The organism is Corynebacterium sp. c7Ub_26 (assembly GCF_053760365.1).
The window spans coordinates 1-24,569 of the sequence record NZ_JBSNBL010000006.1 but is presented as its reverse complement, the minus strand read 5'-3'; the positions used below and the strand labels follow the sequence as shown (position 1 = coordinate 24,569).

Genomic DNA, 24,569 nt, shown 5'->3' with positions numbered 1-24,569 from the left:
AGCCGGCTGTCAGCATTCCATTGCTCATCCGATATTGCCTTACATACCACGGTTGTAAAGCAAGCCTATCGGAATAAGTTAACAACTGATCCTACGACCGATCCATTATTCCCGGACAGAGGATTGTCATTAACCATATAAGTCCAGGTAGAACTTGGGCGACGAAGACCGCGCTCACCGAGATGGGCACCATTGTTATCGATCGTGATATGCCTCCACGTTTCAACCGCATCACCGACGGCTCCGGTGGCAAGATTTTTAAACTCGGCAATCGACATACGGTGAAATTCATCGACCGGGTTCTCTCTGGCGAGTGCGCGGAGGTGAATTGATTCCCGAATGTCATCCAGATATTCGAGGTGCCGTGCCCAATGTTCGTCCAGGTGAAAGAGCTCAACATCACGGGCCGCCTGAACTTGGGCATCACGTGGCACGGTCAAGTCGCGGTGGGCACGACGCTGTAATTCCTTCAAGGCAACGTCGGAATCGAGAATATCGCTGCGTCGCTCGTCAATGATGACCCGTTGGTCATTGATAAGCTTGTTGTATTTCCACGTATTCGCGTGAATCTGAAGCATTTGACCTTCAGTGACACGCTGACAGTGATCCACAAAGGAATACACTTTTTTCTGCGTCAATTGCCCATTGTTATCGGGAATTGCGTTGATGGATTCACCTGCTCCACCGACTGCGATAACGTCGTCCTCGAGGGAAACGAAAATGACGCTGGACCCCGGATCGCCTTGCCGCCCGGCGCGGCCGCGGAGTTGGTCGTCGAGTCGGGCGCTGCGGTGGCGTCCGAATCCGACGACGGCGAGGCCTCCGGCTGTGACGACGTCGTCGCGGTACTGTTCGTGTGCTCCGCCGAGTTTGATGTCTGTTCCTCGTCCGGCCATTTGTGTGGATACGGTGACGCGTCCGGGGAGTCCGGCGTCGGCGATGATGCGTGCTTCTTTTTCGTGGTTTTTTGCGTTGAGGACGACGCAGTCGACTCCGATGGCTTGGAGTGCGTTTTGGATGTCTTCGGATTCGGCGACGTTGTGGGTTCCGACGAGGACTGGGCGGCCGGCTTGTTGGAGTTGCTGGATGTGTTCGATGATGCCGCGGCGTCGGTCGTCGGCGGTGCTGAAGATTCGGTCTGCTTCGTCGTCGCGGATGCAGGGGACGTGGGGGTCGATGACGGCGACGCCGAGGCCGTAGAACTGGCGGAGTTGTTCGGAGGCGGCGGTGGCGGTTCCGGTCATTCCGCAGAGGTTGGTGTAGCGGCCGAGGAGCGCTTGGGTGGTGATGGTGTCGAGTACTCGTCCGCCGTCGGTGACGTCGAGTCCTTCTTTGGCTTCGACGGCGGATTGTAGTCCGTCGGGCCAGCGTTGGAGGTCGGCTATGCGTCCTTTTGAATTGTCGACGAGGGCGACTTTCCCGTCGCGGACAATGTAGTGCACGTCTTTGACCAGGAGTTCTTTGGCGTGGAGGGCGACGTTGACTTGGACGAGTGTGGTGCTGATGTTTTCGGCGTCGTAGAGGGAGGATAGGCCGAGGCGTTTTTCGATGGTATGTGCGCCTTTGTCGGTGAGGAATACGTTTCGTTGGTCGTCGTCAATGCTGTAGTCCTCGTCTTTGGTGAGGTTGCGGACGACTTCGCTGATGCGGCCGGTGGGCGCGTGGCCGGGTGCGCTGCCGGCGAGGACGAGGGGGACGAGGGCTTCGTCGACCATGACGGAGTCGGCTTCGTCGACGATGGCGACGTCTGGTGTGGGTTGTACTTGGTCTTCGCGGCGTGTGATGAGGTGGTCGCGGAGGACGTCGAATCCTATTTCGTTGATGGAACCGAAGACGACGTCGTTTGAGTATGTGGCGCGGCGTTGGTCTGCGGTCATGTGTTCGTGGATGGCGCCGACGGTGACGTCGAAGAAGTTGAAGAGTGGTCCCATCCAGTCGGCGTCTCGTCCTGCTAAATAGGAGTTGACGGTGATGCAGTGGATTTTTCGGCCTTGGTGGGCGTAGATGATCGCTGCGAGTGCTCCGACGAGTGTTTTTCCTTCGCCGGTGGCCATTTGTATGACATTGCCTTTGAGGAGTTCTTGGGCTCCTCGGAGTTGGCAGTCGAATGGGGTGAGTCCGATTGTTCGCGTGGAGGCTTCTCGTAGCGTCGCGAGCATGGTGGCGGTGTCGTTGTCTCGTAGCGCGGTGTCGAAGGTTCTTCGGAGGTCGGCGTCGGTGAGTGTGGCTGTGTAGTCTCCGAGCGTGGTGGCGCGGGAGATCTCAGCTGTGTTTTTTCGCCGGGAACCGGTGAGTTTCCGAAGCCATGTGGCCATAGGGGTCGTCCTTGCTACGTGAAGAAGTTACGTGTGATTACGTTAGCGTTTTTTGGTTGGCGTCATGTTTCGCGTCCGGTGAGACCGGGCCGGCTCCCCAGCGTAGTCCAGATGATGGCGGCAATGGGGAGTCCTTTCTTGGCAAAGTCACACCAGGTGGGAGCGATTCAAGTTAATCTGCTGGTTATGAATAATAAACGTGAGTCCGCCCCTGAGAGCGCGGGTACCCAGGCGATCGTCCCCACGGCCGATATTGTCGACGTTGTTGGCCCGTCGGTGCGCTCGTGTGATGTGCAATTTCTCAATTATGGTGGCCGTGGTGAGTTTGCCGGCCGGATTTCGACGGTGCGGTGTCATGAGGATAACGCCCTCCTTAAATCAGTGTTGAGCACCGACGGCGACGGTGGGGTGCTTGTTGTCGATGGTGGCGGGAGCATTCATACTGCGTTGATGGGCGATAATGTCGCGGCCCTTGGGCGTGATCATGGTTGGTCTGGGATCGTTATTTACGGCGCAATCCGTGACTCTGCGGAGATCAAGGATATGGATTTCGGTGTGAAAGCTCTGGGCACGAATCCGCGGAAATCCAGCAAAACTGGCGACGGTGAGCGCGATATTGTCGTGAACTTCGGCGGAGTGGATTTTGTCCCCGGCCAGTATGTGACATGCGACGCCGACGGGATCGTCGTCACTGAGTCACCTGTCTCCCCACCTCAAGCCTAGTTTTTTGCGGTCGCAATCGGCTGCGGTATGCTGCAGTGGTTGCCTCTGATGGGGCGATCGGACTGTGGCGCAGTTTGGTAGCGCACTTGACTGGGGGTCAAGGGGTCGCAGGTTCAAATCCTGTCAGTCCGACACGATAATAATTGAGGCCGCTACCGTTGGGGATGTGTTGTGCATATAAACCCTGATGGAAGCGGTCTTTCTCATTTTCCCGATGGTGATTCGCACGCGATGACACCATCGAGGCCGGCGTATTCTCCCGGCCAGCAGATTCCTACCCGATCTCAACGTGATCGCCCTACTTTTGCCTCCTCCGAGAACCGTGTGGAAGCTGCCATCTCCTTTCACCGCGGGGTGTCGAATTATGGGTCTGTGCGCCCTGGTTACCCCGCTGAGGTTGTTGATCTCCTCGCGCGCCACATGGGCCAGACTAATCACCGCGATTTTGATGTCCCGCTGCGGATACTCGATATAGGCGCAGGTCCGGGCTCTTTGACGGTAGATCTTGACAAGCGGTTTCCGGGGAGCGTCCTCGCATCGGACCCTTCGCCTGAAATGACCTCTTCGTGTGTGGCACGTCTCCCCCATGTTCCGGTCATTCGATCTCGTGCGGAGTCAACCGGGCTCGCCGATTCGTACCTTACTGCGGCAACGTGTGCACAAACGTGGCATTGGCTCGATACAGACCAGGCATGCCGAGAGCTGGATAGGGTTCTCGTTCCAGGTGGCGTGTGCCTTCTCGTGTGGAACACCCTCAATGTCAGCGTCCCGTGGGTGCATCGGTTAGCGCGAATTATGCATTCTGGGGATATTTTGCGCCCCGGCTTTATCCCCCAGGCCGCGCCGCCGTGGACTATTTCTGACGAATGGCGTGGCACATTCAACCAGGCCATTACGGCGCACAACATGATCCACTTGGCCCATACCCGATCTTATTGGTTACGGGCCACGGAAAAAACTCGCGAGCACGTCGATAATAATCTCCGTTGGTATCTCTACCAGCATCTCGAGCTACCTGAGCATCAGCCCATCGAGTTGCCCTACAGGACGGACGCATTCATTATGCGCCGCCAGCACGAGGGGTAGGAAGAAAACTACTTCCTCCCCCGCTTTTCCCGCACACGCACAGCAATCCGCACGGGCGAACCGGTAAAGCCGAAAGTCTCGCGGAACTTCCGTTCGAGGAAACGTCGGTACCCATGTTCCAGGAAACCGGTAGTAAACAGCACGATCACCGGTGGCCGTGTGGATGCCTGCGTCGCAAACAAGACTCTCGGCAGACGACCGCCCCGCATCGGAGGAGGCGTCTCAGCAATGACCGCCCGCAGCCACGTATTGAGCTGACCTGTGGGAACACGGCCATCCCAGCTCTCTAGGGCCTCGATCATCGCGGGCTCGAGCTTGTGAATCGCCCGCCCGGTTTTCGCCGAGATGTTCACACGCCGAGCCCACGGGATGTGCGAGAGCTGCAGCTCAATCTCGCGGTCGAGCATATCCCGACGATCCTCATCAACCATGTCCCACTTGTTGTAAGCAACCACCAGCGCTCGCCCAGAATCCAAGATCATGCGCAGAACACGCTGATCCTGCTCGGTCACTGGTTCAGAAGCGTCGACAATAAAGACAACGACCTCCGCCGCATCGATGGCACCCCGCGTTCGCAGGCCCGCGTAATACTCGTGGCCCGTTGCCTTCTTCGTTTTCTTCCGGATACCAGCAGTATCGACGAAGGTCCAGGTCTTTTGGTCAAGCTCGACGAGCGAGTCAACGGGGTCGACGGTCGTTCCCGCAACATCATCGACGACGGCTCGATCCTCCCCCGTCATCTTGTTGAGCAAGCTCGACTTACCGACGTTAGGTTTGCCGACGAGGGCGACCCGGCGCGGCCCCGATGTGATGGATTCTTGCCGTGGTTTGTCGGGGAAGAGTCGGATGACTTCGTCGAGAACATCGGCGGCGCCGTGGCCGTGTTTGGCCGACACCGGGTAGGGGTTGTCGAGGCCGAGGGCCCAGAATTCCGCGAGGTCGCCGTATTGCGTGGGCGAGTCGAATTTATTGGCGACGAGAACGACGGGTTGCTCGGCGCGGTGTAGTTTGCGGGCGAGCATTTCGTCGGATGCGGTGATTCCAACTTGGGTGTCGACGACGAAGACGATGACGTCGGCTGTTTTCATCGCGCCTTCGGCTTGGCGGGCGATGGCCGCGTGCATGCCTTTAGCGTCGGGGTCCCATCCGCCGGTGTCTTGTACCCAGAAGCGTCGGCCGTTCCATTCGCCGAGGTATGAGATGCGGTCGCGTGTGACTCCTGGGAAGTCTTCGACGACGGCTTCACGGCGTCCGATGAAGCGGTTGACGAGTGTGGATTTACCTACGTTCGGTCGGCCGAGGATGGCGACGGTGCATAGTGCTTCGGAGGTGTATCCGGCGTCGTCGAAGACGCCGAAGGCTTCCTCGACAGAGTGCCAATCGGTGTCACTGTCGGAGGTGACGAGGAGGTTGTTGACCTCGTCGTCGGTGATGTCACCGTCGGTTGCGTCGCCGCTGGGTTCGTCAGTGTGGTCGCCGTCGTCGGCGCGGTCAGTGTGTTCATCCGCGTCAGTGGCGTCAGCGATGTCGACGGTGTCGGCACTGTCCTCGTCGCCAATGGCCTGGCCTTCTGTCGTGGTGAAGACGAGATCCTCGAGTGAACTGTCCTCATCAGGCCGGTCGTCGTCGGCTCGGTCGTTATCGCTGCTCGATTGGCGGACCAGGGAGATGATGGTCTCGACGACCTCGTCAATGCCCTGGTGGCTCGTGTCGACGACGATGGCGTCGTCGACTGGCATGAGCGGCGAGTCTGTCCGCGATGAATCCTTACGGTCGCGTTCTTGAACGTCCCGTAATACCTCGTCGAAGGTGACGTCTCGGCCAGCTTCGCGATCCTGGTCGTACCGTCGTTGGGCGCGGATGCTCGGCTCAGCCGTCATGAAGACTTTGCAGGGTGCGTCCGCTAGGACGACGGTGCCGATATCGCGTCCTTCGACAACACATCGTCCAGCCTTGTGGGCCAAGGAGCGCTGCAGGGCCACAAGGTTCTGGCGGACTTCAGGGATCGCTGCTACCGACGAGACCGCCCGTGTCACTCGTGCCGTCCGGATGTCATCGGCCACGTTGGTTCCGTCGAGAATGACTTCGGTCGAATGCGGGTCGTCGTTAATCGCGATAGGTAAGTCAGAGGTTGCCTCGATGACAGCGTCGGAATCCTCGGGGTCGATTCCGGCATTGAGCACGTGGAGGGTGGCCACGCGGTACATAGCTCCGGTGTCTAAGTAGGATGCGTTCAATCGCGAGGCGACGGTCCGGCAGACCGTGGATTTGCCCGTGCCGGATGGTCCATCGACCGCGACGATCACACCTCCCCCTGGTGTGTTGGCGAGTGTTGAGTCATCCGATGTACGAGTAATTGACATCACTAAACTCCTAATTATTCCGTTCTGCCATTGCATAATCCCGGTTACATCGGGTCACACGAAACTAGACGCGAGAGTTCTACATAGTACGGGTTGTTACATATCAACAGCATTAAACAAGCTGGTCAGTTCCGAACGGTTCAAGGCACGCAGTGTTCCCGGAGTCTGCTCACCCAACTGCACCGTGTGGATCTTCGTTCGAACCAGCTCCTGCACCGGGAAACCAGCTGCTTTGAGCATCCGTCGCACGATGTGCTTGCGCCCCTCGTGGAGCACTACTTTCACGAGCGAACGGCCTTGCCAGACGTCGATGATGTCAGCGTCGTCGGCGCGGGCGTTGCCATCGTCCAACTCAATCCCCTGCGTCAGGCGTCGGAGATCTTTCTTGTCGACTTCACCGAGAACGGTCGCGAGGTAGGTTTTCTTGATTCCGTATTTGGGATGGATCAACCGGTTCGCTAGCTCGCCATCATTAGTCAAAAGCAGAAGACCCTGTGTCGCAGCATCCAAACGGCCGACGTGGAAAATCCTCTGACCAGCGTCGACTTTCTCACCAACAATATCGCCGACGCAGGGCCGACCCATATCATCATGCATGGTGGACTGAACGCCGCGTGGTTTGTTCAACGCGAAGTACTGCATCGATTCGTCGACGACGACTCTGCTGCCATCAACGCGAATCACGTCATGATCGGGATCCACGCGGACGCCCTGACGGGTCACGATGTCCCCGTTGACCTCGACTCGCCCCTCGTCGATGAGTTTTTCTGACATCCTCCGCGAGGCGACGCCAGCAGCGGCCAAGACCTTTTGCAGGCGAATGCCCTCACCTGAATGATGGGCGGGCGATGTGCCCTTGACGTGTTGATGGCGGGCGGGCTTGGCCTTGGGTACGTATTCCGGTGTGCCGTCACGGCGAGCGGTAGAAGCCACGATGTGGACCTTTCCGTATTTATGCGTTATTTACACTTTTGAAAAACAGGGGATAACGTGGCGCCGGTTCATAGCATGAAAAATAAGCGGCCGTCCACGCAAAACATATGGTGACCGGTGAGTCTATCACGTTCTTCACTCGTGTCATTATCTTGACAAGCGTGGCGACGCAATCGCGTGGCAGCACATCTGCCAGGCGCAGACTCACTGGCCAACAAACGCGGTCACGTCACCATTCAGCCTCTAGCAATTAATCGCTCTCACGAGTGACCCGACCGACAACATCTGGTACGAAAAACCCAGGTGCCTCCTGCACGAACCGCTGCTGTGACCAGCCGCCAGCTCCCTCGGGTATGTACCCCAAGACATCGGTCCCGGTAACCACCGGCAAGTCTTCCTTATTGCACCGCGTCGCCAAATCTGGGGAGTCCGGAATGGACCCACCTATTAAACCAAGCACCGTCAGGCCCCGGCGTGTGGCAGCTTCCACCGTCAATTCAGCCTCGTTCAAACTTCCGAGACCTGTTGAGCACACAACAATAATCGGGGCACCCAGCTCTCGGGCTAGATCGGCAATGGTCCAGTCCTGACCGATACGCACAAGGAGCCCGCCAGCACCCTCGACGAGAACAACGCGGCCTGGCTTATCGAAAGACTTAATCTCTTCGGCAACGGTTGTGAGCTCGGGGTATGGCATATTCGCCCGGCGCGCCGACGTCGCTGGGGCAAGTGGTTCGGGGAACCGGTATAGCGTCTCCGCATTATCAATGCCGGTCAAGGCGGTGATGCGGGGAGCGTCGCCTTCGCCTTCGGGTTCACCAGTTTGCGCCGGCTTCACGATGAAGGGCTCATATCCCCCCTTCTGAAGGACGCAGGCAACCGCTCCAGTAGCGACAGTCTTGCCGACATCTGTCCCTGTTCCCGTCATGATGACAATGCTGATTGTTAATCTCCTCTCATTAGGTCAGTAAATAATCCCGACCGAACACCTCTGTGATGACTCCGGTCACTCAGGCCGACGCAGCGACAATGTTCCGCATCGCCGCGCAGATTTTTTCGATGTCACTGCTGGTCGATATGAACGGCGGCATGCTATAAACCAGCTTTCCGAAAGGTCGAAGCCACACCCCCGACTCCACGGCTACCTTCGTCGCGACCTTCATATCGACAGGGTGAGCTAGTTCGACGACGCCGATAGCGCCCAGGACCCGCACCGAGGACACCTGTTCAGCATCGGCAAGTGGGGCCAAACCGTGGCGTAATTCCTGTTCAATGCGCGGAACTGTCGATCGCCAGTAGCCGTCATCAATGAGGTCGCCCGCGGCGCGAGCCACCGAGCATGCCAGTGGGTTGCCCATGAAAGTCGGTCCGTGCATTAAGGCTCCGCCGCCCTGGGACGTCGAAATCACCTCGCCTACGTGCCGGGTGGTCAGCGTGGCGGCAAAACTCATCATTCCCCCGGTCAGGGCTTTGCCGACGCACATAATGTCCGGGGTGATCGTGGCCGCCTCGCAGGTAAAGAGACTCCCCGTACGTCCGAAACCTGTGGCGATCTCGTCGGCAATGAGGAGGATGTCGTGGTCATCGCACACGCGGCGAAGGCCAGCAACCAATCGTGGGTCGTGGAATCGCATGCCACCGGCCCCCTGCACGACCGGCTCAATAATCATGCCCGCAATGGTGTCGTCGATATATGTCTCGAATTCACGTAGATAAGACTCGAGCTCATCGTCGCTGAGGCGCGCACCACCGGAACCATCGTCATCGGCAGGATGGCCCACGTCGCAGCGCGGATCAGCTGGGGGTTCGGGGGCGAAAACTTGTTCCACCAAGGTGCCCCGCCACAGAGAGTGCATGCCGCCCTCGGGGTCGCACACACTCATGGGCCCCTGAGTATCGCCGTGATACCCGCGTCGCCACGTCACGAGCCGGTTGCGCTCTGGATGGCCATTCCCCATCTGATATTGGAGGGCCATCTTGATGGCGACCTCAACAGAGACCGACCCTGAATCAGAATAAAAAACCAGGTCAAGACCCTCTGGCGTGATATCTACCAGCCACTCGGCTAAATCCGCTGCCGGTTTGTGAGTCAGTCCTCCAAACATCACATGTGGCATCTGATTAATTTGTCTGTGCGCGGCCTCAACCAAGTGTGGATGGCGATGTCCGTGTGCTACAGCCCACCAGGAACTCATCCCGTCAATGATGTTTCGATCATCGTCAAGATGCAGCGTAACTCCTTCCGCGGACGTCACGGGGATGGAAGGTACTGCTGCTGGCATCGGGCCGTATGGATGCCAAATATGTTCTTGGTCGAAACGTGCAAGATCCTCCATACTTGCCACCCTACTGAACAGTGTTCAGTAATCTGCGATGGCCTCATCAATCGCTTCCACATCGGGCAACAGAGGTGCCAAGTCTGGCAGTTCAGAGACATCCGACAAGCCCATCGTCTCTAAAAACAACTCAGTTGTGGCATATAAATGAGCTCCCGAGGTCTGCTCCTCCCCCACTTCCTTCACCAAGCCCCGCAGCGCTAAGGTTCGCATGACCCCGTCACAATTTACGCCACGGACAGCTGCGACTTGGGAACGGGTTACCGGCTGACGATAGGCCACCACCGCGAGAGTTTCCAGTGCCGCTCGCGACAACTTTGTTTGTGCTCCGTCCAGCAAAAATGCCTCGACGGCGGGCGCATGCTCGGCCCTGGTGTAGAGCCTCCACCCATCGCCGACGTGACGCAGCTCAATGCCACTGCCCCGTTGATCGAGTTCGTCTCGCCACTCGTCGATGACCGCGCGCGTGTCTTCCTCCGACGCACCCACCGCGCGGGAAATGTCGGAAATAGGGGCAGGATCGTCCAACACCAGCATCACCGACTCCACTGCTGCACGAAGCGCAGAGATCTTCGGTAAATTATTCGGGTTCGTGGTGTTATCTGTCACTTCGCCGATCCTCGTGTCTGCCAATCCTCGTATGTGAGGTACTGACCCCTAGTCTCGCGACCAGGACCTACTCCCAGTTCGCGGCCGCAACGACAGCTGGATCAACCTCAAGACCCGTCCACGCCACTAACATTTCTCCCAAAGGCTCATCTTGGTCGATGTCAGTGGCATGAGCTTTAAATAACTCTAACAATGCTAAGAACCTGCCGACGACTTGCATCGATACCGTGCAGTCGGAGGTCAATTGCTCAAATGAGCACCACGAATACGCACCGACGGAATGCAGCATGGAAAGGATGCGCCCGGCTTGCTCCAGGACAGACACGGCCACAGAGTGAACATGGGACGTATTCACTGTCTCAGGTGGTCGGGGGCGGAACACGGCTGCAGCCATCTCCGCAAATGATTGCGGGGTGTGATCAATCCGTACCGGTGGCAGCAGCGACGCGAATTGTTCTTCCATCCCAACCGCCCGCGGATAACGTCGGGCTGCACGAGCGTGCCGCACGCGCAACTCGTCGGCGATCTCCTTATAAGCGCGATATTGAAGCAATCGAGCAAACAACAGATCTTGGGTTTCTAAGAGCGCCAGATCTTCTTCGCTATCGACCTCACCCCGAGGCAACAAGCGCGCCGTCTTCAAATCCAATAAGGTCGCCGCAATAACGAGGAACTCCGTGATCTCATCGAGGTCCTCGGTTTTACTCAAGCTCCGCGTATAGCTGACAAATTCGTCCGTGACCTGCGCGAGAGCAACCTCGGTCACATCCATTTTGTGACTGTGAATGAGTTGAAGGAGGAGATCAAACGGCCCCGTAAAATTCGCGAGGGCCACACGGAACCCTGTGATTTCCTCTTGGACGCCCTCGCCATTAGTGGGCATCGCAGCTTCCGCGTCGGTCACTTACTCAGACGCTCCACCATTTCACTGGCAACGCCCCGATATTGTTCCGCGGCTTCCGACGTCGGCGCCCAGGTCGTAATAGGTTCTCCGGCTACTGACGTCTCGGGGAATCTGACAGTCCGTGTAATAACGGAATCAAATACTTGATCTCCAAAGACTTCAATCACGCGCTCCATCACTTCCCGCGCATGAAGAGTTCGTCGATCAAACATCGTGACCAGTATTCCGATGATTTCCAGGTTAAAGTTCAGTCGATCGCGAACTTTATCAACGGTATCGGTCAAGAGAGCAAGGCCACGCAAGGAGAAATATTCACATTCCATCGGGATAATCACACCCTGCGAGCAGGCCAAGGCATTCACGGTGAGCAGACCAAGTGACGGCTGGCAATCAATAATGATGTAATCGTATTCGCCCATCACCGGCCGAAGAGCCCGGCCCAGGCATTGCTCACGCCCCACTTCATTGACTAACTGAATTTCCGCTGCGGACAGGTCAATATTGGCAGGAACTAAATCCAAACCCGAGACAGCGGTTCGGTGGATGGTCTCAAGGATCGACGTCGACGGATCCACCAACAAGTTAAATACCGTGAGGTCTAATTCATCATGCGGAATCCCCAGGCCAGCTGATAGTGCCCCCTGGGGGTCGAGATCAACAAGGAGGACCCGTCGCCCATATTCAGCTAAGGCAGCACCCAAGTTAATGGTCGACGTCGTCTTGCCGACGCCACCCTTCTGGTTACACATCGAGACGATCGTGGCCGGGCCATGGCGATCGAGCTGAGGTGGCTCCGGAATCTGTCGGCGTGGGCGACCAGTCAGCCCCAGCTCGGGCGTCGGATCGTCGAAAAGACCATCACCCTTATCCGACTCATGTGGAGACGATGCAACCACAGTCAATCCTTCCTCCGGAACTTGTCGTCGATACACGCACGCTGGCCATTGTCTCGAGCAATGCGATGCATTCGGTCATCATGCGTACAGTGCAGCAACGATGAAAACCATCGATGTAATTCGACTATTACTCTACAATACGAAGGGGCTATGGTGCAGATGTCAAGGTTTGACGCTTGACATAGTTCAAGTTCGTATTGAGAACTTAATGCAGCATTATGCCGAAAAACGGGCCGACGACGACGAACACACGTAGAGTCAAGGTCGAGACTATTCCACCGCCGACTTATGCCCGTGGATGAGACGTCGCATACACTTCCCGAAGATTATCAATGGACACAGCGGTGTAAATCTGCGTCGTCGTCACGCTTGCGTGCCCCAAAAGTTCCTGAACCGCCCTAATATCCGCTCCACCTTGAAGAAGATGAGTCGCATACGAGTGGCGCAACGTGTGAGGCCCCACCGAATCGCCGAGCCCACAACGTTCCGCTGCCGCGTGGAGAAACTTCCATACCGATTGCCGGCCCAAACGGTTACCCCGAGCATTCAAAAACAACGCTTTATCGCTCCGCTTGACCATCGAGGGGCGACCACGGACTAGCCACGCATCAATAGCATGAAGCGCCGGCGCACCGATCGGAACGAGTCGTTCCTTCCTCCCCTTCCCCACAACACGGACAAACGCGTGATTCCGGTCAATCGAATCGACGTCGAGATTAAGGGCCTCACTAATTCGCATTCCCGTGCCATACAGCAGCTCAATGACGGCACGGTCGCGAAGAGCAATCGGGCTACTCGACTCATTCACCGGGCACGCCTCAATGAGCCGATTGACTTGTTCCACAGTCAAAGCATGAGGCAACGATTGACCGGAACGCGGAACAGTCACTCCTGCCGTGACGTCCCGAGCTAGTTGCCCTTCCTCATGGGAAAACCGATGCAGAGAACGAACGGCGACGGTCGCACGCGCAGCGGACGACGCCGCCAGAGGCGACCACCCCAACGTCGAGTCCCCTCGTCGTAAATCCGCAATAAATTGCTCGATATCAGGTTCATCGACGCTATCGATGCTGAGGTTATGCAGATCCAACCACGCGACATATTTATTCAAATCACGTTGGTAATTCGACAACGTATTCGGGCTGGCGTTCTTTTCCACTGCGAGGTGATCGATATAAGCAGCCACCATGTGGGACGCGTCCGCTCCCGAGCGCTGCCCCTCGCGAGGCTCATCCGCAGAAGGGGTCAGCGGCCCTGGAGTCGACGTAGAAGACATAACCTCACACTTCGTTGTGCGCAGAGAACTCAGCTACATGTGTGAGACGCGCTCACTCATGGTGGGTTTCTCTAGGTAGTTTATCTGTCACCGTCACCTTGAGATCCGCAGTCGATTTCCCTGCTTCACACAACTGTGCTTCGCGGCGCTCAGCCAATCGATACGGGCGCAAAGTATAGGGTTCGTCGACGCTACGTGGAGAAACATCGTTTCGTATAACCTGTGCAGCCATCAAGATCCCGGATGTCGCGATAGCATTGCAAATCGTTCCATCCATGATCTGAGAGATGGCAGTATCCAGATCCACCCACGTTGACGTCAAGTCAGCCTCTTCATCATCCGATTCTGGGCGGTCAACGTCGCTAAGATCCCGCGCAAGATAAATACGGACGGCCTCTTCACAGAATCCGGGCGACGACACAAGATCCGACAACAGGTCCCAACGCTCAGCGGCGAGGCCCACTTCTTCCTGCAGTTCACGAGACGCAGCCTGAAGAGGGTCCTCACCCGCAGCGTCCAAGAGTCCGGCAGGCAATTCCCATAGTCGTCGTCCCACGCTATGCCGATATTGGTGGATCAGCTTCACACGTTCCCCGTCGAAAGCCACCACGGCGACGGCACCAAAGTGCTCGACGATTTCACGTCGTGCGGATGATCCCCCCGGCATGGAGACAGTATCTTGCCGCACCGCAATAATCGGTTTGTCGAGCAAATACGTAGATTTCTCTACCGTGAAGTCGTACGACCCCGGGCGGCTCTGAGCCGACGGGTTCGCGCCCTCATCTAATGAGCCGGTATCAAGTGTTTTGTCTGACGGATTCGTGGCTGGTCCTCCTCACTTACCGTAACTACTTTTCCTCACCATTCTTGTGCTTCAACCCAGCTTTAACCAGGGCAGCGAACAATGGGTGAGCTTTTGTCGGACGGGACTTATATTCCGGGTGAGCCTGCGTCGCGACCATGTATGGATGGTCCGGATACTCAATAAACTCAACAAGTTTTCCATCGGGAGAAGTACCAGAGAACTTCAGTCCAACACCATCGGTAATCCGCTGACGGTACGCATTGTTGACCTCATAGCGGTGACGGTGACGCTCCGAGACTTCTAGCGTCTGATAGGCCTCGGCTACCACCGAACCCTTGTCCAACACAGCAGGATAAGCACCCAAACGCATGGTCCCACCAAGATCGGCTTCTCCGGAGACAGCAGCCATCTGCTCGGCCATCGTCGAGACCACAGGCTCCGTCGTCTGGGGGTCAAACTCGGTTGAGGACGCATCGGTAATTCCTGCGGCACGTGCAGCCTCAATCACCATGCATTGCAAGCCCAAGCACAGACCCAAGAACGGAACGCGATGCGTCCGTGCGTAGCGGACCGCGCCGATCTTGCCTTCAATTCCACGAATGCCGAAGCCACCCGGTACGACGATGGCGTCCACGTTTCCAAGCTCTTTTTCTGCGCCTTCCTCGGTCTGGCACACATCCGAGGGGACCCACTTCACGCGGGCACGAGCATTATTCGCAAATCCGCCAGCGCGGATAGCTTCTGTCACGCTGAGATACGCGTCGGGAAGATCGATGTACTTGCCCACCAGAGCCACGGTCAACTCATGCTCCGGCTCGTGGACTTTCCGAAGCAACGAGTCCCATTCGTCCCAGTCAACATCGCGGAAAGGCAAATCCAGCCGACGAATGAGGAACGCATCCAGGTGCTCGCGGTGCAAAACCTTGGGAATTTCGTAGATGGAGTCGGCGTCGGCACAGGAAATAACACCTTCCTGATCAACGTCGCACATCAAAGCGATCTTTGCCTTGAGCGGCTCCGGAACTTCACGATCACACCGGAGGACCAGTGCGTCTGGAACTATACCGATCGATCGCAGGGCAGCCACTGAATGCTGAGTCGGTTTGGTCTTCAACTCGCCAGACGGAGCAAGATACGGAACAAGGGAGACATGGATGAAGAAGATGTTCTCTCGTCCCACGTCGTGCCGCGTCTGACGTGTGGCTTCAAGGAATGGCTGGGATTCGATGTCACCGACAGTTCCGCCGATCTCCGTAATAACGATATCGGGGCGAACGCCATTTTCATCCGGACGGTCCATCGTCAAAATGCGGTGCTTGATTTCATCCGTAATGTGGGGAATAACCTGCACGGTATCCCCGAGGTATTCCCCACGGCGCTCCTTGGCGATAACCTCGGAATAGACCTGCCCAGTGGTCACATTCGCGTTCCCCGACAGGTTGCGGTTTAAGAACCGCTCGTAGTGCCCTAAGTCAAGGTCGGTTTCCGCACCATCGTCGGTCACAAAGACTTCCCCATGCTGGAACGGGTTCATTGTCCCCGGATCCACATTCAAGTAAGGATCAAGCTTCTGCATGGTGACTTTCAGGCCACGTGCCGTCAGCAGTTGACCTAATGAGGATGCTGTCAATCCTTTACCCAGCGATGAGGCAACACCGCCGGTGACGAATATAAATTTGGTGACATGCTCGGCGCGCGATTGCGACACTATGCTCTCCCGAGGATCGATGATGGACGGTGATCAATGCAGGATAACCGCAACTGGCTTCGTAGAGCTCGCCAGTTAACGGAAAAATCCATCGGTCAAAGTGGCAATTATCGGTTGATATCCACAATCCCTCGGGACTTCAGCCTAACACGAAACTTTCACCATCGTCATTTTGCGGTACACAACCAGCTACAGCCCCGGGGCCCCTGGGCAACAAAGGGTCTTACTGCGCGACGGCCGCCGTTGCACCGTCCATAATTCCGTAAGAGCCAGTTTTCCCTGTGATGACGTCAGCTGAGGCACGAATTGCACTGACCTGCCCCGTGACATGGTTAATGTCATCGACGGTGGAGATCTTGGCTTGGGAGTTCTCTTGCCCATCGTGGGAATCGCGCAGTCGAGCGATCACCCCGTCATCTTCGGCCGCGCCGGGACAGGACGCGGCAACAACACCAGACCCGTTGTGACCAAGCCCCTCAGTGAAATCCCGGAGGAAGCCTGCTACATAATCATGGTCCCCCTTTTTGCCGTCAGAACCTCCGGTGATGAGAATAGCCACGTCGGCCGGTTCATCCAGGCCGTCGGCAGTCAGGAAATCTCCCTGAGTTAGTGAATCCCTGACTATTTTTCTCTCCGGGCCTGTCGATTGCTCTTCAGCATTATCTCCGCCCCCACTCTTCTTCAAGAAGGCACCGCCCATCAATTGTCCGATATGCCAGCCAGGTGACGAATTTCTCTCGGACAGTTGTACACCTGCCGGTAGCGTCGTCGCGGCAATGGACTTGAGGTCATCACCGCCGTCGCGAGAAACAAATTTGTCTTTCAGCCCAATAGTGCCAGCGATGTGGGCACCTGCAGGTTCAATGAGGCCATTGACAGCCTTCACATCATCTTTATTGACGTCGGGCGTGGTGATGATCAGCACAGCCTTATCCTGCAACCGCCCTTTGACCGCATCTGGGGCAAGCGTCACCCCGAGTTGGTCGGCCGCCTGAACACTCTTATTAGCCTGGTTACGCTCCGCGGTGACTGAGTCGACCTTGCGCTCGGTATCAACATTGTGCCGGGTGATGTGGCTGCTCGCGCCCGAGTGCGGACCTAAAACATACACGCCGAAGACGGTTCCCAGCGCAATTCCGCACGCCGCGCCAGCAACTGCAATGCCTGATCGATTGTGAGACAAACTGTGCTCCTATGGCTGTAAAACTGCCTTACTTGAACAGATTCTGAACACTAATCGCGAAACTGTTCCACGTATCTATCAGGTTGTTGATAAATGAATCATCACCTGACAACCCCGAAATAAGAATAATGGTGACGAGGGCGATAATAATGGCGATGACTGTCCACACCCATCCCAAGCCCGACGACCGCACCAAATAAAGCTCATTCACGGCGGAGGCATCGACCAACCGGGTACCGACTCGCGCACGAGTCAGCAAAGCTGACGGAGCAGCATCCCGCTGATTCTCATCAAACAACGTCTCAATATCAAAGGGTGAACCACAATTAACGACGAGTGACGCGCCGTGATAGCTAGCGATGAGCAACGCCAAATCCGTGGCTGAGTCTGTGGCCGCTGGGAAGGTCATCGCGCCGATGCCTAGGTCCTGGATTCGCTCCAAGCCTGCAGCGTGTCCGTCAGGATCGGCGGGCAAAATCACCGTTGCCCCGGAGCGCAACGCGCGGTCGTTAATGAGCTCAGGATCTCCCACGATGATCGACGGCTTATATCCCTTGTCCACCAGGACATCAGCTGCATTTTCCACACCGATAAGCAGCGGATCATATTCACGAATAAACGAGCGTAAATCTTTAAGCTGCGATTCGACGTCGGCAGACGGGCTGACGACGATAACTTTGCGGTCTTGAATGGGGACATCAACATCTGGGATGCCTAACCCGTCGATGAAAAGCGGCGATTCGGAACGCACGAATTCCGTCACGTTCCCGGATAACGCTTCCATATGATCCGCGAGCTGTTCACGCGAATCCTCAAAGACCGCTACGGCCCGGTCGAGAGTAATTTCCTTACCGCGAGCGACTTCGTCATCTCCTCGGTAAAAAGTGCCTTCGTCAAGGCGATATTTCTTCCCAGATTGAAGAGCCTGCCGCCCTTCAGAGCCTATGCCGTCGATAAAAACAACGCCCGCGTCGATAAGCATCTGAGGGCCGAAGCGAGGGATACTCCCCTGCTCTGTCTCTACCTCTGTCGCGACTGCGGAAACATGCATGTCAATAAGGCGCTGGGCCAGGCCTCGAGGGATTTCGGGCCCATCAATGATGGCAATATCGCCTTCAGCAAGCTTGCGCAGCTCTTTGGAGGAGTGAGCGATATCTCGAACCGTGGCGTTGAGCCCCGGCAGATCCGACTGCGACCGAGAGAACAGTTTCATGGGAGACATCATTCCTGATTACCAACCGTTATGCACAGAGGCGCGCCGACTAAAGGATCATCTCGGTCAGATATCTGCTGGTACGGGGACTATAAAACCGACGTTTCTCACGGGCGCTTCTTACGCCTGCGAGCGTTCGCGGGCTGCAGTGGCCAACAATTCCTCGGCATGTGCGCGTCCTGTATCGGTGTGGTCTAAGCCCGCAAGCATCCGCGCGAGCTCTTCGACGCGCTCGCTCTCCGCTAGGGTTTTGACGCCCGACGTCGCCGCCACAGAGGCATCGACGCTTTTCGTGACAACGAGGTGTTGATCGGCGAAGGCCGCTACCTGTGGCAGGTGCGTAACAACAATCACCTGGCACTGTCGCGATAGCCGCATAAGACGCCGACCAATCTCCACCCCGGCGCGTCCTCCCACTCCGGCGTCAACTTCGTCGAAGACGATCGTGGTGCCGCGTCGTTCAGCAGACAGGACAACTTCAAGGGCGAGCATGATTCGGGATAGTTCACCGCCTGAGGCTGCCTGTGTCAGTGGACGAGGCTCGGCGCCGTCATAAGATCGCAGTCGAAATTCGACTTCATCGGTCCCATTTTTTCGGAAAACGGTATTTGTTGTTACTGCGATGTCGAGTGACGAGGTCGGCATCGCCAAGCCCCTCATTTCTTCCGTGACTGCTTGTTCAAGTTTCCGTGCGGCACGTCGGCGAGCAGCAGTTAGTTTTTCAGCGATCTCGCGGGTCTTCGTGCCTGCTTCTTCTGCTTCCTGGGCTAACTTTTCGATGGTTTCGGTGGAGGTATCGAGGCTTTCCAACCGCTTGTAGGCGTTGTCACGCCATTCCAGAACCGCGTCAATATTCGGAGCATATTTTCTCGTTAGCTCATTTAACTGTGCCTGACGCTGAAGTACAGCATCGAGTTCGCCGGGGTCAGATGAGAGCCCGCCCAAATATCTGCTGAGGTCGGATGAAATGTCGCCTACCTGTTCAAGCAGGTTGTGAATTTGCGTTCCCAGGTTAACCAGCTGCGAATCACCGCTGGATGCCAACGCTGATTGAGCTTCACCCAGGAGGTCGATAGCCGATGACGTTTCCTCGGTATCGTCGGAACTCAACGCCTGAAAAGCTCTCCCCGCGGAGTCTCGGAGCGAATCAACATCCTGGAGTCGCTTAACCTTGTCAACGAGTAGCTCGTCTTCGTGCGGCGTGGGGCTCACGGCCTCGATCTCGTCGAGGGCGAATCGGAGCCGATCTTCTTCCTGAGCCATTTCTCGACGATGTTGTTGGCGTCTCGTGAGCTCCCGTGTCACGGACCGCCACTGGTCCCTCAACACTTGGTAGCGCGACTTAATGGTCTCAATCTCGGGGTCAAACGAATCGAGGGCATCCCGCTGCTGGTCCGTCGACAATAAACGTAATTGATCATTTTGGCCATGGATAACTAACAAATTATCCACTACGGCTGCTAGTCGTCCTGCAGTGACGGTTCGCCCGCCGACGTGGGCACGTGATCGACCTTTTGACGAGACTGATCGGGATACGACGACTTCATTGTTTTCGGTATCCCCGCCGACGTTTTCGATTTCATCCGTGATGGCAGCACGGTCAGCTTCGTCGATCTCTGAAAAGTCAAAGATCCCCTCGACGAATGCCTGGGACTGGCCTTCCCTGACCCGCGACGAATCAGCCCGTGCCCCCTGAATGAGTTTGAGGCCCGAAAGTAAGAAGGTTTTACCTGCCCCGGTCTCACCAGTGAGAACAGTAAGCCCAGGTGCCCACGATGCGGTAGCGCTAGGCAAAACTCCCAGGTTCTCAATGCTGAGCTCAACGAGCACTAGTTTCCCCTTTCATACACGTGCGTGCCGTCCGAAAACTCTTTCGACATCCGCGCCGTCTCCCAGCTCTGGCGACCGAGGCTCGTGCGTTACTTTTTGGGTCCCCGCCACCCGGACACAGGCAGGCGAAACTTCGACACTAGACGGTCCGTAAATGGTGCCGCGTCTAGCCTGACCCACCTGACTGGTTGATCGCCACGACGGACTTCCACCCTGGATCCGGGCGGGATAGGGATTCTTCTGATCCCATCCAGGTTCGCCGTCGCCGACTGCGTTGATGTGTTCGTCTCTATAGCGACCTCGGAGAAGGGGCTCACCACCAGCGGTCTTGCGAACAGTGCGTGAGCGTTGTTCGGAACAACAAGAATGGCGTCCAGCGATGGCCATAGAACAGGACCGCCGGCTGAGAACGCATATGCGGTGGATCCGGTGGGAGTAGAAACCAACACTCCGTCGCATCCGAAGGAACTCACAGGGCGTTGATCCACTTCCAACACTGCGTCGAGCACGCCTTGTCTATCCACGTTCTCAACGGCCACTTCGTTAAGGGCCCAGCCACGGCCAAGGTTTCGCCCGTCGGGACCGTGAACACTGACCGAGAGCGTCATACGGTCTTCCACACGCCAACTGTGATTGATGACGAGCTGAAGCGCCTCGGGGAGGGATTCTTGCTCCCATTCAGCCAAGAAACCGACGTGGCCAAGGTTGATCCCCAAGACGGGTAGATCGGCAGCATGAGCAATATCGGCGGCACGTAAGAAGGTTCCGTCGCCCCCGAGGACGAGTACTAGCTCAATCCGAGCCGTATCAACTTCTCCTGATCGAAAAATCGGAAATGTGCCGAGGACCGGGTGCTTCGTAATGGGGTCCGACGACTCACTGGCGAGGACCCATACGGTCAGCCCTGCGTCCTTCAGATATTCAGCAGCTTCCGCCGCCGCTGCCAAGTTTGAATCCCGCCCTGTGTTTGCAACAAGCAGAATTTCCCGATTCTTCTCCGTCATTGAGGTCCTTCCTGCACTGCCGCCGACACCATGGATTCAAGTTTACCGGGTTCGACGGCCCGGACCCCACCATCCTTAACAAGCCATAAAAAATACTCCACATTGCCGCTGGGCCCCGGCAGAGGCGACGCAACCACACCACGCAGCGACAGCCCAAGAGTTTGAGCATACTGCGCAACGTTCACAGTTGCGCTCGTCCGCAGGCTTTCCGATCGGACCACACCACCGTGCTCTAAACGGTCTTTCCCTACCTCAAACTGCGGCTTCACCATGGGTAGGAGATCTGCTCCCTCACCCATGCACTCAACGATCGCCGGGAGAACCAATTTCAGAGAGATAAACGACAGGTCCCCCACCATCAGGTCACATGGCCCGCCTGTTAATTCCGGGGTCAAGTGCCGTACATTCGTCCTGTCTACTACACGGACCCGTTCATCATTTTGTAGGCGCCAGATTAGTTGCCCATAACCGACGTCGACAGCGACGACTTCGCGAGCTCCGCGCTTAAGACAAACGTCGGTAAACCCTCCTGTTGAGGCTCCCGCGTCTAAAACCCGACGCCCCTCGAATGACAGGCCCTCGGGCTCAAAAGCATCACAAGCTCCAAGGAGTTTGTGAGCCCCACGCGATGCCCAATTATCGTCGACGCTTTTCTCCACTTTGATGGATATACCCGGTTCAACTCGGGTTGCTGGCTTGGTGGCTTGAAATCCGTTAACCATGACGCGGCCGCTGCGAATCATCTCAGCGGCCTGATCGCGGGCTCGCGCAACCTTACGGTTTACTAACTCAGCGTCGAGGCGACGTCGACTAGGCTGCTTAGTCACGAGAATCCTCCAAGGCCTGATGAAGAAGATCATGAGCCTTCTCGAGACGATCAGCTTCTGCAGAGAGATCAGAGGGGTCTCCGTCGAGGATTTCGTACATGTGCGCTGATAATTCGGCGTTTAATTCCTCGAGCGATTTATTCGCTTCAGCCAGACGTTCCTGCCTAAGACGCTGGACGTCGCCGGGTGTTATCGCCATGTATCGATCACGCTTTGCGCAGTCGAATCGGTCGCCGTCACCTGTGTCACGGCGGGAGCTCCGTCTTCCCATGCTGCAGCAATCGCAGTCAACAAGGCGTCATGGGAGCGTCGATCAGAAAAGCGAGCTTGCTGAGATAAATCCGCACCACCCAGGGATTCTTCGGACGAGCCCCCAGAAACCTCGCCGTCAACAGACGAAAGCTGCAGAACGCCATCCGACGTCAGCTCCGCTTTCCACCCTGCCTTCGGCCCAGGCGTCGAGCTATCGACCGGGTCGAACAAGGCCATCATATCGGCGGCGATATATGTGGGACGCTCAGCAGGATCCGCAGTCAGAAGATCTTTGTGCCCTGAGATCCCGGTAATGACCATCAAAGACGGAATCCCAGCCGCAACCCCTCCGGCAATGTCAGTGTTAAGACGGTCGCCGACAGCCAAGGGGCGATCAGAATGGAGTTCTTCCGCCGCCTGGGTAAACATGTCACCGGCTGGTTTTCCGGCAGAATCAGGGGTCACTCCCGTTGCCGTGGTAATCGCGGCAATCATCGATCCATTTCCGACGGTCAAGCCACGCTCGGTGGGCAACGTGGTGTCCATATTCGTCGCCACGTAGACCGCACCGTTATTAATTGCTAGTGCGGCCTCTGACATTTGCGGCCAGCCTGTCGTCGTCGCGTGACCTTGAATCACAGCAGCTGGTTGATCGTCGGCCGACGTGACGACGCTAAACCCGGCTTCGTTGACGAGGTCTTTGAGCGAGTCTGATCCCAATACGATGACGCGCGAGCCTACGGGAATTTTTCTGGTCAGCAGCGTTACTCCAGCTTGCGCGGAGGTTAAGACTTCGTCCTCAGAGGCGGGAATGCCCATCTCCTGCAGAGCCTCGGCAACCGCGCTAGGTGAGCGGGACGCATTGTTCGTTATGTACTTCAAACCGACGTGGGAGTGGGCCTTATTAAGAGCCGATACTGCTTCTGGAATTGGTCGTGCACCGTGGTACACGGTTCCGTCGAGATCGAGGAGTAACGCGTCGGTGCGGTCGATCAAACGCTCTTCAGACATACCAGCGCTGTCATTGCTTGAGGCGGCCATCAAATCTTCCTTACTGGATATCATCCGTAGGGATCAGTACATAACGACACCATACGGTGTGTTTATCTTAATTGAGCTCAGCTAAGCGTTCTTTTGCGTCGAGAAGCTCGTCGGGATCATGATCGATTGTCTTTTGGAACCACGCCTTCGCTTCTGCAGTTCGTCCTGCAGCAGCTAGCGAATCGGCGTAAGCGTAGAACAACCGAGGAGCTTCCTCATCTTTCCGCTTCTCATCGAGATTTTCTTGTTCGAGCCCGACGACAGCTGCGTCGTATTGCTCTAAGTCTCGACGGGCACCAGCCACGACGATCGCGAGTTCTTCGGCGGAGTTTGAGTCAAGGAGCTTCGCCTGATCCGATGTACCAAGGGAGATGGCTTTCTCGGGGTGTCCTAGTCCGCGTTCGCAGTCGGCCATGACGGCGAGCAGGCCCGGTCCTCCGGAGATTCGACGCGCCGCACGGAGCTCTGAAAGGGCCTCTTTCCATCGGCCGGCATGGTAAGCCGCGATGCCACAGGTCTCACGGGCGATGGACACTCGACCTGCCCGATCTTTCGCTGCGCGAGCGTGCTTAAGAGCGAGCTCGGGATCCTCTTCCATGGCTAAGGCACTGGCTACCATGTGTTTCGCTACGACCTCGGCATTTTGTTTCGAAAGGCTGCGGAGGTCCTGCCGGACGGTCGGATCTAAATCGCGTTCAGAAATATCGGGTGGAAGTGACGGTTCATTGAGGTGCTTCTTAGACCGCTCTTCCCGGTAACCGCTCTTCTTCGGAACCGAACGTCCTGACGCGTACTTCGCCTTACGGTTGTTACCACGGTGGGAGTTCTTTTTATTAAAGTCGCGGTTATTGCCCCGGTGTTTCCTGTCGCTAGAGCCGGACTTGTCGTAGCGCTTTCCGCGATTACCGCCGCTAAATCCACCCGAACCGTGTTTTCGGTTGGGAGCAGACCCACTGTGGCGTTTATTTGATTCGGATTCGTTCATAGTACTGCTCACTTCTTAACAGATTTTTGTAAAACACCTGTCATCACTGTGTTTTATATGCTGAAGCACCGATGACAGCAATGGCTTAACCGAGAAGATAATAGCAGAGGTTAAAAGAGTACTTTCAGCGGAACGGATGGTGGACGAAATCTCATTGGGGTCTATGCGGAATCAATATGCCCTGAATGGCTAGATACTCTATTCCCCGGTCTTCTTGAATGATTCCCTGTTTTTAGGTGGATACGAAAAGTGTGTGGTGCAGGCCCGCCGGGGCTCGCAC

21 protein-coding genes and 1 tRNA gene are annotated in these 24,569 nt (G+C 56.7%); 3 read left to right on the top strand and 19 right to left on the bottom strand.

Going from position 1 to position 24,569, the window contains the following annotated elements:
* Positions 1 to 65: 65 nt before the first annotated feature.
* Positions 66 to 2,315 carry an accessory Sec system translocase SecA2 gene (gene secA2, locus ACWORE_RS09705; RefSeq protein ID WP_455303666.1) on the bottom strand — a complete coding sequence of 750 codons (2,250 nt, stop codon included), beginning with the start codon at positions 2,313 to 2,315 and terminating at the stop codon, positions 66 to 68.
* A gap of 186 nt (positions 2,316 to 2,501) precedes the next feature.
* Here secA2 and rraA point away from each other — a divergent pair, with 186 nt between their 5' ends.
* From rraA to ACWORE_RS09690, 3 genes are all read left to right on the top strand, one after another.
* On the top strand, positions 2,502 to 3,038 hold the full coding sequence (gene rraA, locus ACWORE_RS09700) for a ribonuclease E activity regulator RraA (RefSeq protein WP_455303665.1): 537 nt from the start codon (positions 2,502 to 2,504) through the stop codon (positions 3,036 to 3,038).
* Positions 3,039 to 3,096: 58 nt separating this feature from the next.
* A tRNA-Pro gene (locus ACWORE_RS09695) sits at positions 3,097 to 3,170 on the top strand.
* Positions 3,171 to 3,269: 99 nt separating this feature from the next.
* Complete coding sequence (locus ACWORE_RS09690; RefSeq protein ID WP_455303664.1) at positions 3,270 to 4,124, top strand: class I SAM-dependent methyltransferase; 855 nt, start codon at positions 3,270 to 3,272, stop codon at positions 4,122 to 4,124.
* Positions 4,125 to 4,132: 8 nt separating this feature from the next.
* On the opposite strand, the gene der is transcribed toward ACWORE_RS09690, so the two are convergent.
* The 18 genes from der to ACWORE_RS09600 all read right to left on the bottom strand — a co-directional run bounded on the left by der (position 4,133) and on the right by ACWORE_RS09600 (position 24,289).
* Positions 4,133 to 6,487 carry a bifunctional cytidylate kinase/GTPase Der gene (gene der / locus ACWORE_RS09685; protein ID WP_455303663.1) on the bottom strand — a complete coding sequence of 785 codons (2,355 nt, stop codon included), beginning with the start codon at positions 6,485 to 6,487 and terminating at the stop codon, positions 4,133 to 4,135.
* A gap of 96 nt (positions 6,488 to 6,583) precedes the next feature.
* Positions 6,584 to 7,420, bottom strand: a complete 837-nt coding sequence (locus ACWORE_RS09680) for a pseudouridine synthase (RefSeq protein WP_455303662.1) — start codon at positions 7,418 to 7,420, stop codon at positions 6,584 to 6,586.
* Between the two features lie 250 nt (positions 7,421 to 7,670).
* Entirely contained in the window at positions 7,671 to 8,363 is a 693-nt protein-coding gene (gene bioD / locus ACWORE_RS09675; protein ID WP_296139468.1) for a dethiobiotin synthase, read from the bottom strand.
* Positions 8,364 to 8,430: 67 nt separating this feature from the next.
* Positions 8,431 to 9,756, bottom strand: a complete 1,326-nt coding sequence (locus ACWORE_RS09670) for an adenosylmethionine--8-amino-7-oxononanoate transaminase (protein ID WP_455303661.1) — start codon at positions 9,754 to 9,756, stop codon at positions 8,431 to 8,433.
* Between the two features lie 24 nt (positions 9,757 to 9,780).
* Positions 9,781 to 10,365, bottom strand: coding sequence for an SMC-Scp complex subunit ScpB (scpB, locus tag ACWORE_RS09665; protein WP_221926563.1), 585 nt, complete (start codon positions 10,363 to 10,365; stop codon positions 9,781 to 9,783).
* A gap of 67 nt (positions 10,366 to 10,432) precedes the next feature.
* Complete coding sequence (locus tag ACWORE_RS09660) at positions 10,433 to 11,248, bottom strand: segregation and condensation protein A (RefSeq protein WP_406606059.1); 816 nt, start codon at positions 11,246 to 11,248, stop codon at positions 10,433 to 10,435.
* Positions 11,249 to 11,265: 17 nt separating this feature from the next.
* Positions 11,266 to 12,165 (bottom strand): ParA family protein, encoded by a 900-nt coding sequence (locus tag ACWORE_RS09655; protein WP_204088408.1) that lies wholly within the window; start codon positions 12,163 to 12,165, stop codon positions 11,266 to 11,268.
* A 286-nt stretch (positions 12,166 to 12,451) separates the two neighbouring features.
* Complete coding sequence (gene xerD, locus ACWORE_RS09650) at positions 12,452 to 13,354, bottom strand: site-specific tyrosine recombinase XerD (RefSeq protein ID WP_455303712.1); 903 nt, start codon at positions 13,352 to 13,354, stop codon at positions 12,452 to 12,454.
* Between the two features lie 139 nt (positions 13,355 to 13,493).
* Positions 13,494 to 14,153 (bottom strand): NUDIX domain-containing protein, encoded by a 660-nt coding sequence (locus ACWORE_RS09645; protein WP_455303660.1) that lies wholly within the window; start codon positions 14,151 to 14,153, stop codon positions 13,494 to 13,496.
* A 136-nt stretch (positions 14,154 to 14,289) separates the two neighbouring features.
* On the bottom strand, positions 14,290 to 15,954 hold the full coding sequence (locus ACWORE_RS09640) for a CTP synthase (RefSeq protein WP_455303659.1): 1,665 nt from the start codon (positions 15,952 to 15,954) through the stop codon (positions 14,290 to 14,292).
* 223 nt (positions 15,955 to 16,177) lie between these two features.
* On the bottom strand, positions 16,178 to 17,137 hold the full coding sequence (locus ACWORE_RS09635; protein ID WP_455303658.1) for a copper transporter: 960 nt from the start codon (positions 17,135 to 17,137) through the stop codon (positions 16,178 to 16,180).
* A gap of 28 nt (positions 17,138 to 17,165) precedes the next feature.
* Positions 17,166 to 18,359, bottom strand: coding sequence for a putative cytokinetic ring protein SteA (gene steA / locus ACWORE_RS09630; RefSeq protein WP_406606057.1), 1,194 nt, complete (start codon positions 18,357 to 18,359; stop codon positions 17,166 to 17,168).
* A 111-nt stretch (positions 18,360 to 18,470) separates the two neighbouring features.
* Positions 18,471 to 20,180: a DNA repair protein RecN gene (gene recN, locus ACWORE_RS09625; protein WP_406605958.1), complete on the bottom strand. Its 1,710-nt coding sequence runs from the start codon at positions 20,178 to 20,180 to the stop codon at positions 18,471 to 18,473.
* An 89-nt stretch (positions 20,181 to 20,269) separates the two neighbouring features.
* On the bottom strand, positions 20,270 to 21,184 hold the full coding sequence (locus ACWORE_RS09620) for an NAD kinase (protein WP_012731492.1): 915 nt from the start codon (positions 21,182 to 21,184) through the stop codon (positions 20,270 to 20,272).
* Positions 21,181 to 22,044: a TlyA family RNA methyltransferase gene (locus tag ACWORE_RS09615; RefSeq protein WP_455303657.1), complete on the bottom strand. Its 864-nt coding sequence runs from the start codon at positions 22,042 to 22,044 to the stop codon at positions 21,181 to 21,183. The genes ACWORE_RS09620 and ACWORE_RS09615 overlap by 4 nt, the downstream gene beginning before the upstream one ends.
* Positions 22,004 to 22,210 (bottom strand): hypothetical protein, encoded by a 207-nt coding sequence (locus ACWORE_RS09610; protein ID WP_406605956.1) that lies wholly within the window; start codon positions 22,208 to 22,210, stop codon positions 22,004 to 22,006. The genes ACWORE_RS09615 and ACWORE_RS09610 overlap by 41 nt, the downstream gene beginning before the upstream one ends.
* A complete protein-coding gene (locus ACWORE_RS09605) occupies positions 22,201 to 23,304 on the bottom strand; it encodes an HAD-IIA family hydrolase (protein ID WP_455303656.1) in 1,104 nt (367 codons plus the stop codon). Before ACWORE_RS09605 ends, ACWORE_RS09610 begins: the two co-directional genes overlap by 10 nt.
* A 67-nt stretch (positions 23,305 to 23,371) precedes the next feature.
* Positions 23,372 to 24,289, bottom strand: a complete 918-nt coding sequence (locus ACWORE_RS09600; protein WP_455303655.1) for a tetratricopeptide repeat protein — start codon at positions 24,287 to 24,289, stop codon at positions 23,372 to 23,374.
* Between the last annotated feature and the right edge of the window lie 280 nt (positions 24,290 to 24,569).

Excerpts from the sequence above, each read along its gene's own strand:
- ACWORE_RS09600 (WP_455303655.1), bottom strand. The coding sequence starts at position 24,289 with ATGAACGAATCCGAATCAAATAAACGCCACAGTGGGTCTGCTCCCAAC.
- ACWORE_RS09620 (WP_012731492.1), bottom strand. The coding sequence starts at position 21,184 with ATGACGGAGAAGAATCGGGAAATTCTGCTTGTTGCAAACACAGGGCGG.
- rraA (WP_455303665.1), top strand. The coding sequence starts at position 2,502 with ATGAATAATAAACGTGAGTCCGCCCCTGAGAGCGCGGGTACCCAGGCG.
- ACWORE_RS09660 (WP_406606059.1), bottom strand. The coding sequence starts at position 11,248 with ATGCCCACTAATGGCGAGGGCGTCCAAGAGGAAATCACAGGGTTCCGT.
- xerD (WP_455303712.1), bottom strand. The coding sequence starts at position 13,354 with ATGGTGGCTGCTTATATCGATCACCTCGCAGTGGAAAAGAACGCCAGC.
- secA2 (WP_455303666.1), bottom strand. The coding sequence starts at position 2,315 with ATGGCCACATGGCTTCGGAAACTCACCGGTTCCCGGCGAAAAAACACA.
- ACWORE_RS09610 (WP_406605956.1), bottom strand. The coding sequence starts at position 22,210 with ATGGCGATAACACCCGGCGACGTCCAGCGTCTTAGGCAGGAACGTCTG.
- ACWORE_RS09690 (WP_455303664.1), top strand. The coding sequence starts at position 3,270 with ATGACACCATCGAGGCCGGCGTATTCTCCCGGCCAGCAGATTCCTACC.
- ACWORE_RS09605 (WP_455303656.1), bottom strand. The coding sequence starts at position 23,304 with ATGGCCGCCTCAAGCAATGACAGCGCTGGTATGTCTGAAGAGCGTTTG.
- der (WP_455303663.1), bottom strand. The coding sequence starts at position 6,487 with ATGTCAATTACTCGTACATCGGATGACTCAACACTCGCCAACACACCA.
- steA (WP_406606057.1), bottom strand. The coding sequence starts at position 18,359 with ATGTCTCCCATGAAACTGTTCTCTCGGTCGCAGTCGGATCTGCCGGGG.
- ACWORE_RS09670 (WP_455303661.1), bottom strand. The coding sequence starts at position 9,756 with ATGGAGGATCTTGCACGTTTCGACCAAGAACATATTTGGCATCCATAC.
- ACWORE_RS09615 (WP_455303657.1), bottom strand. The coding sequence starts at position 22,044 with ATGATCTTCTTCATCAGGCCTTGGAGGATTCTCGTGACTAAGCAGCCT.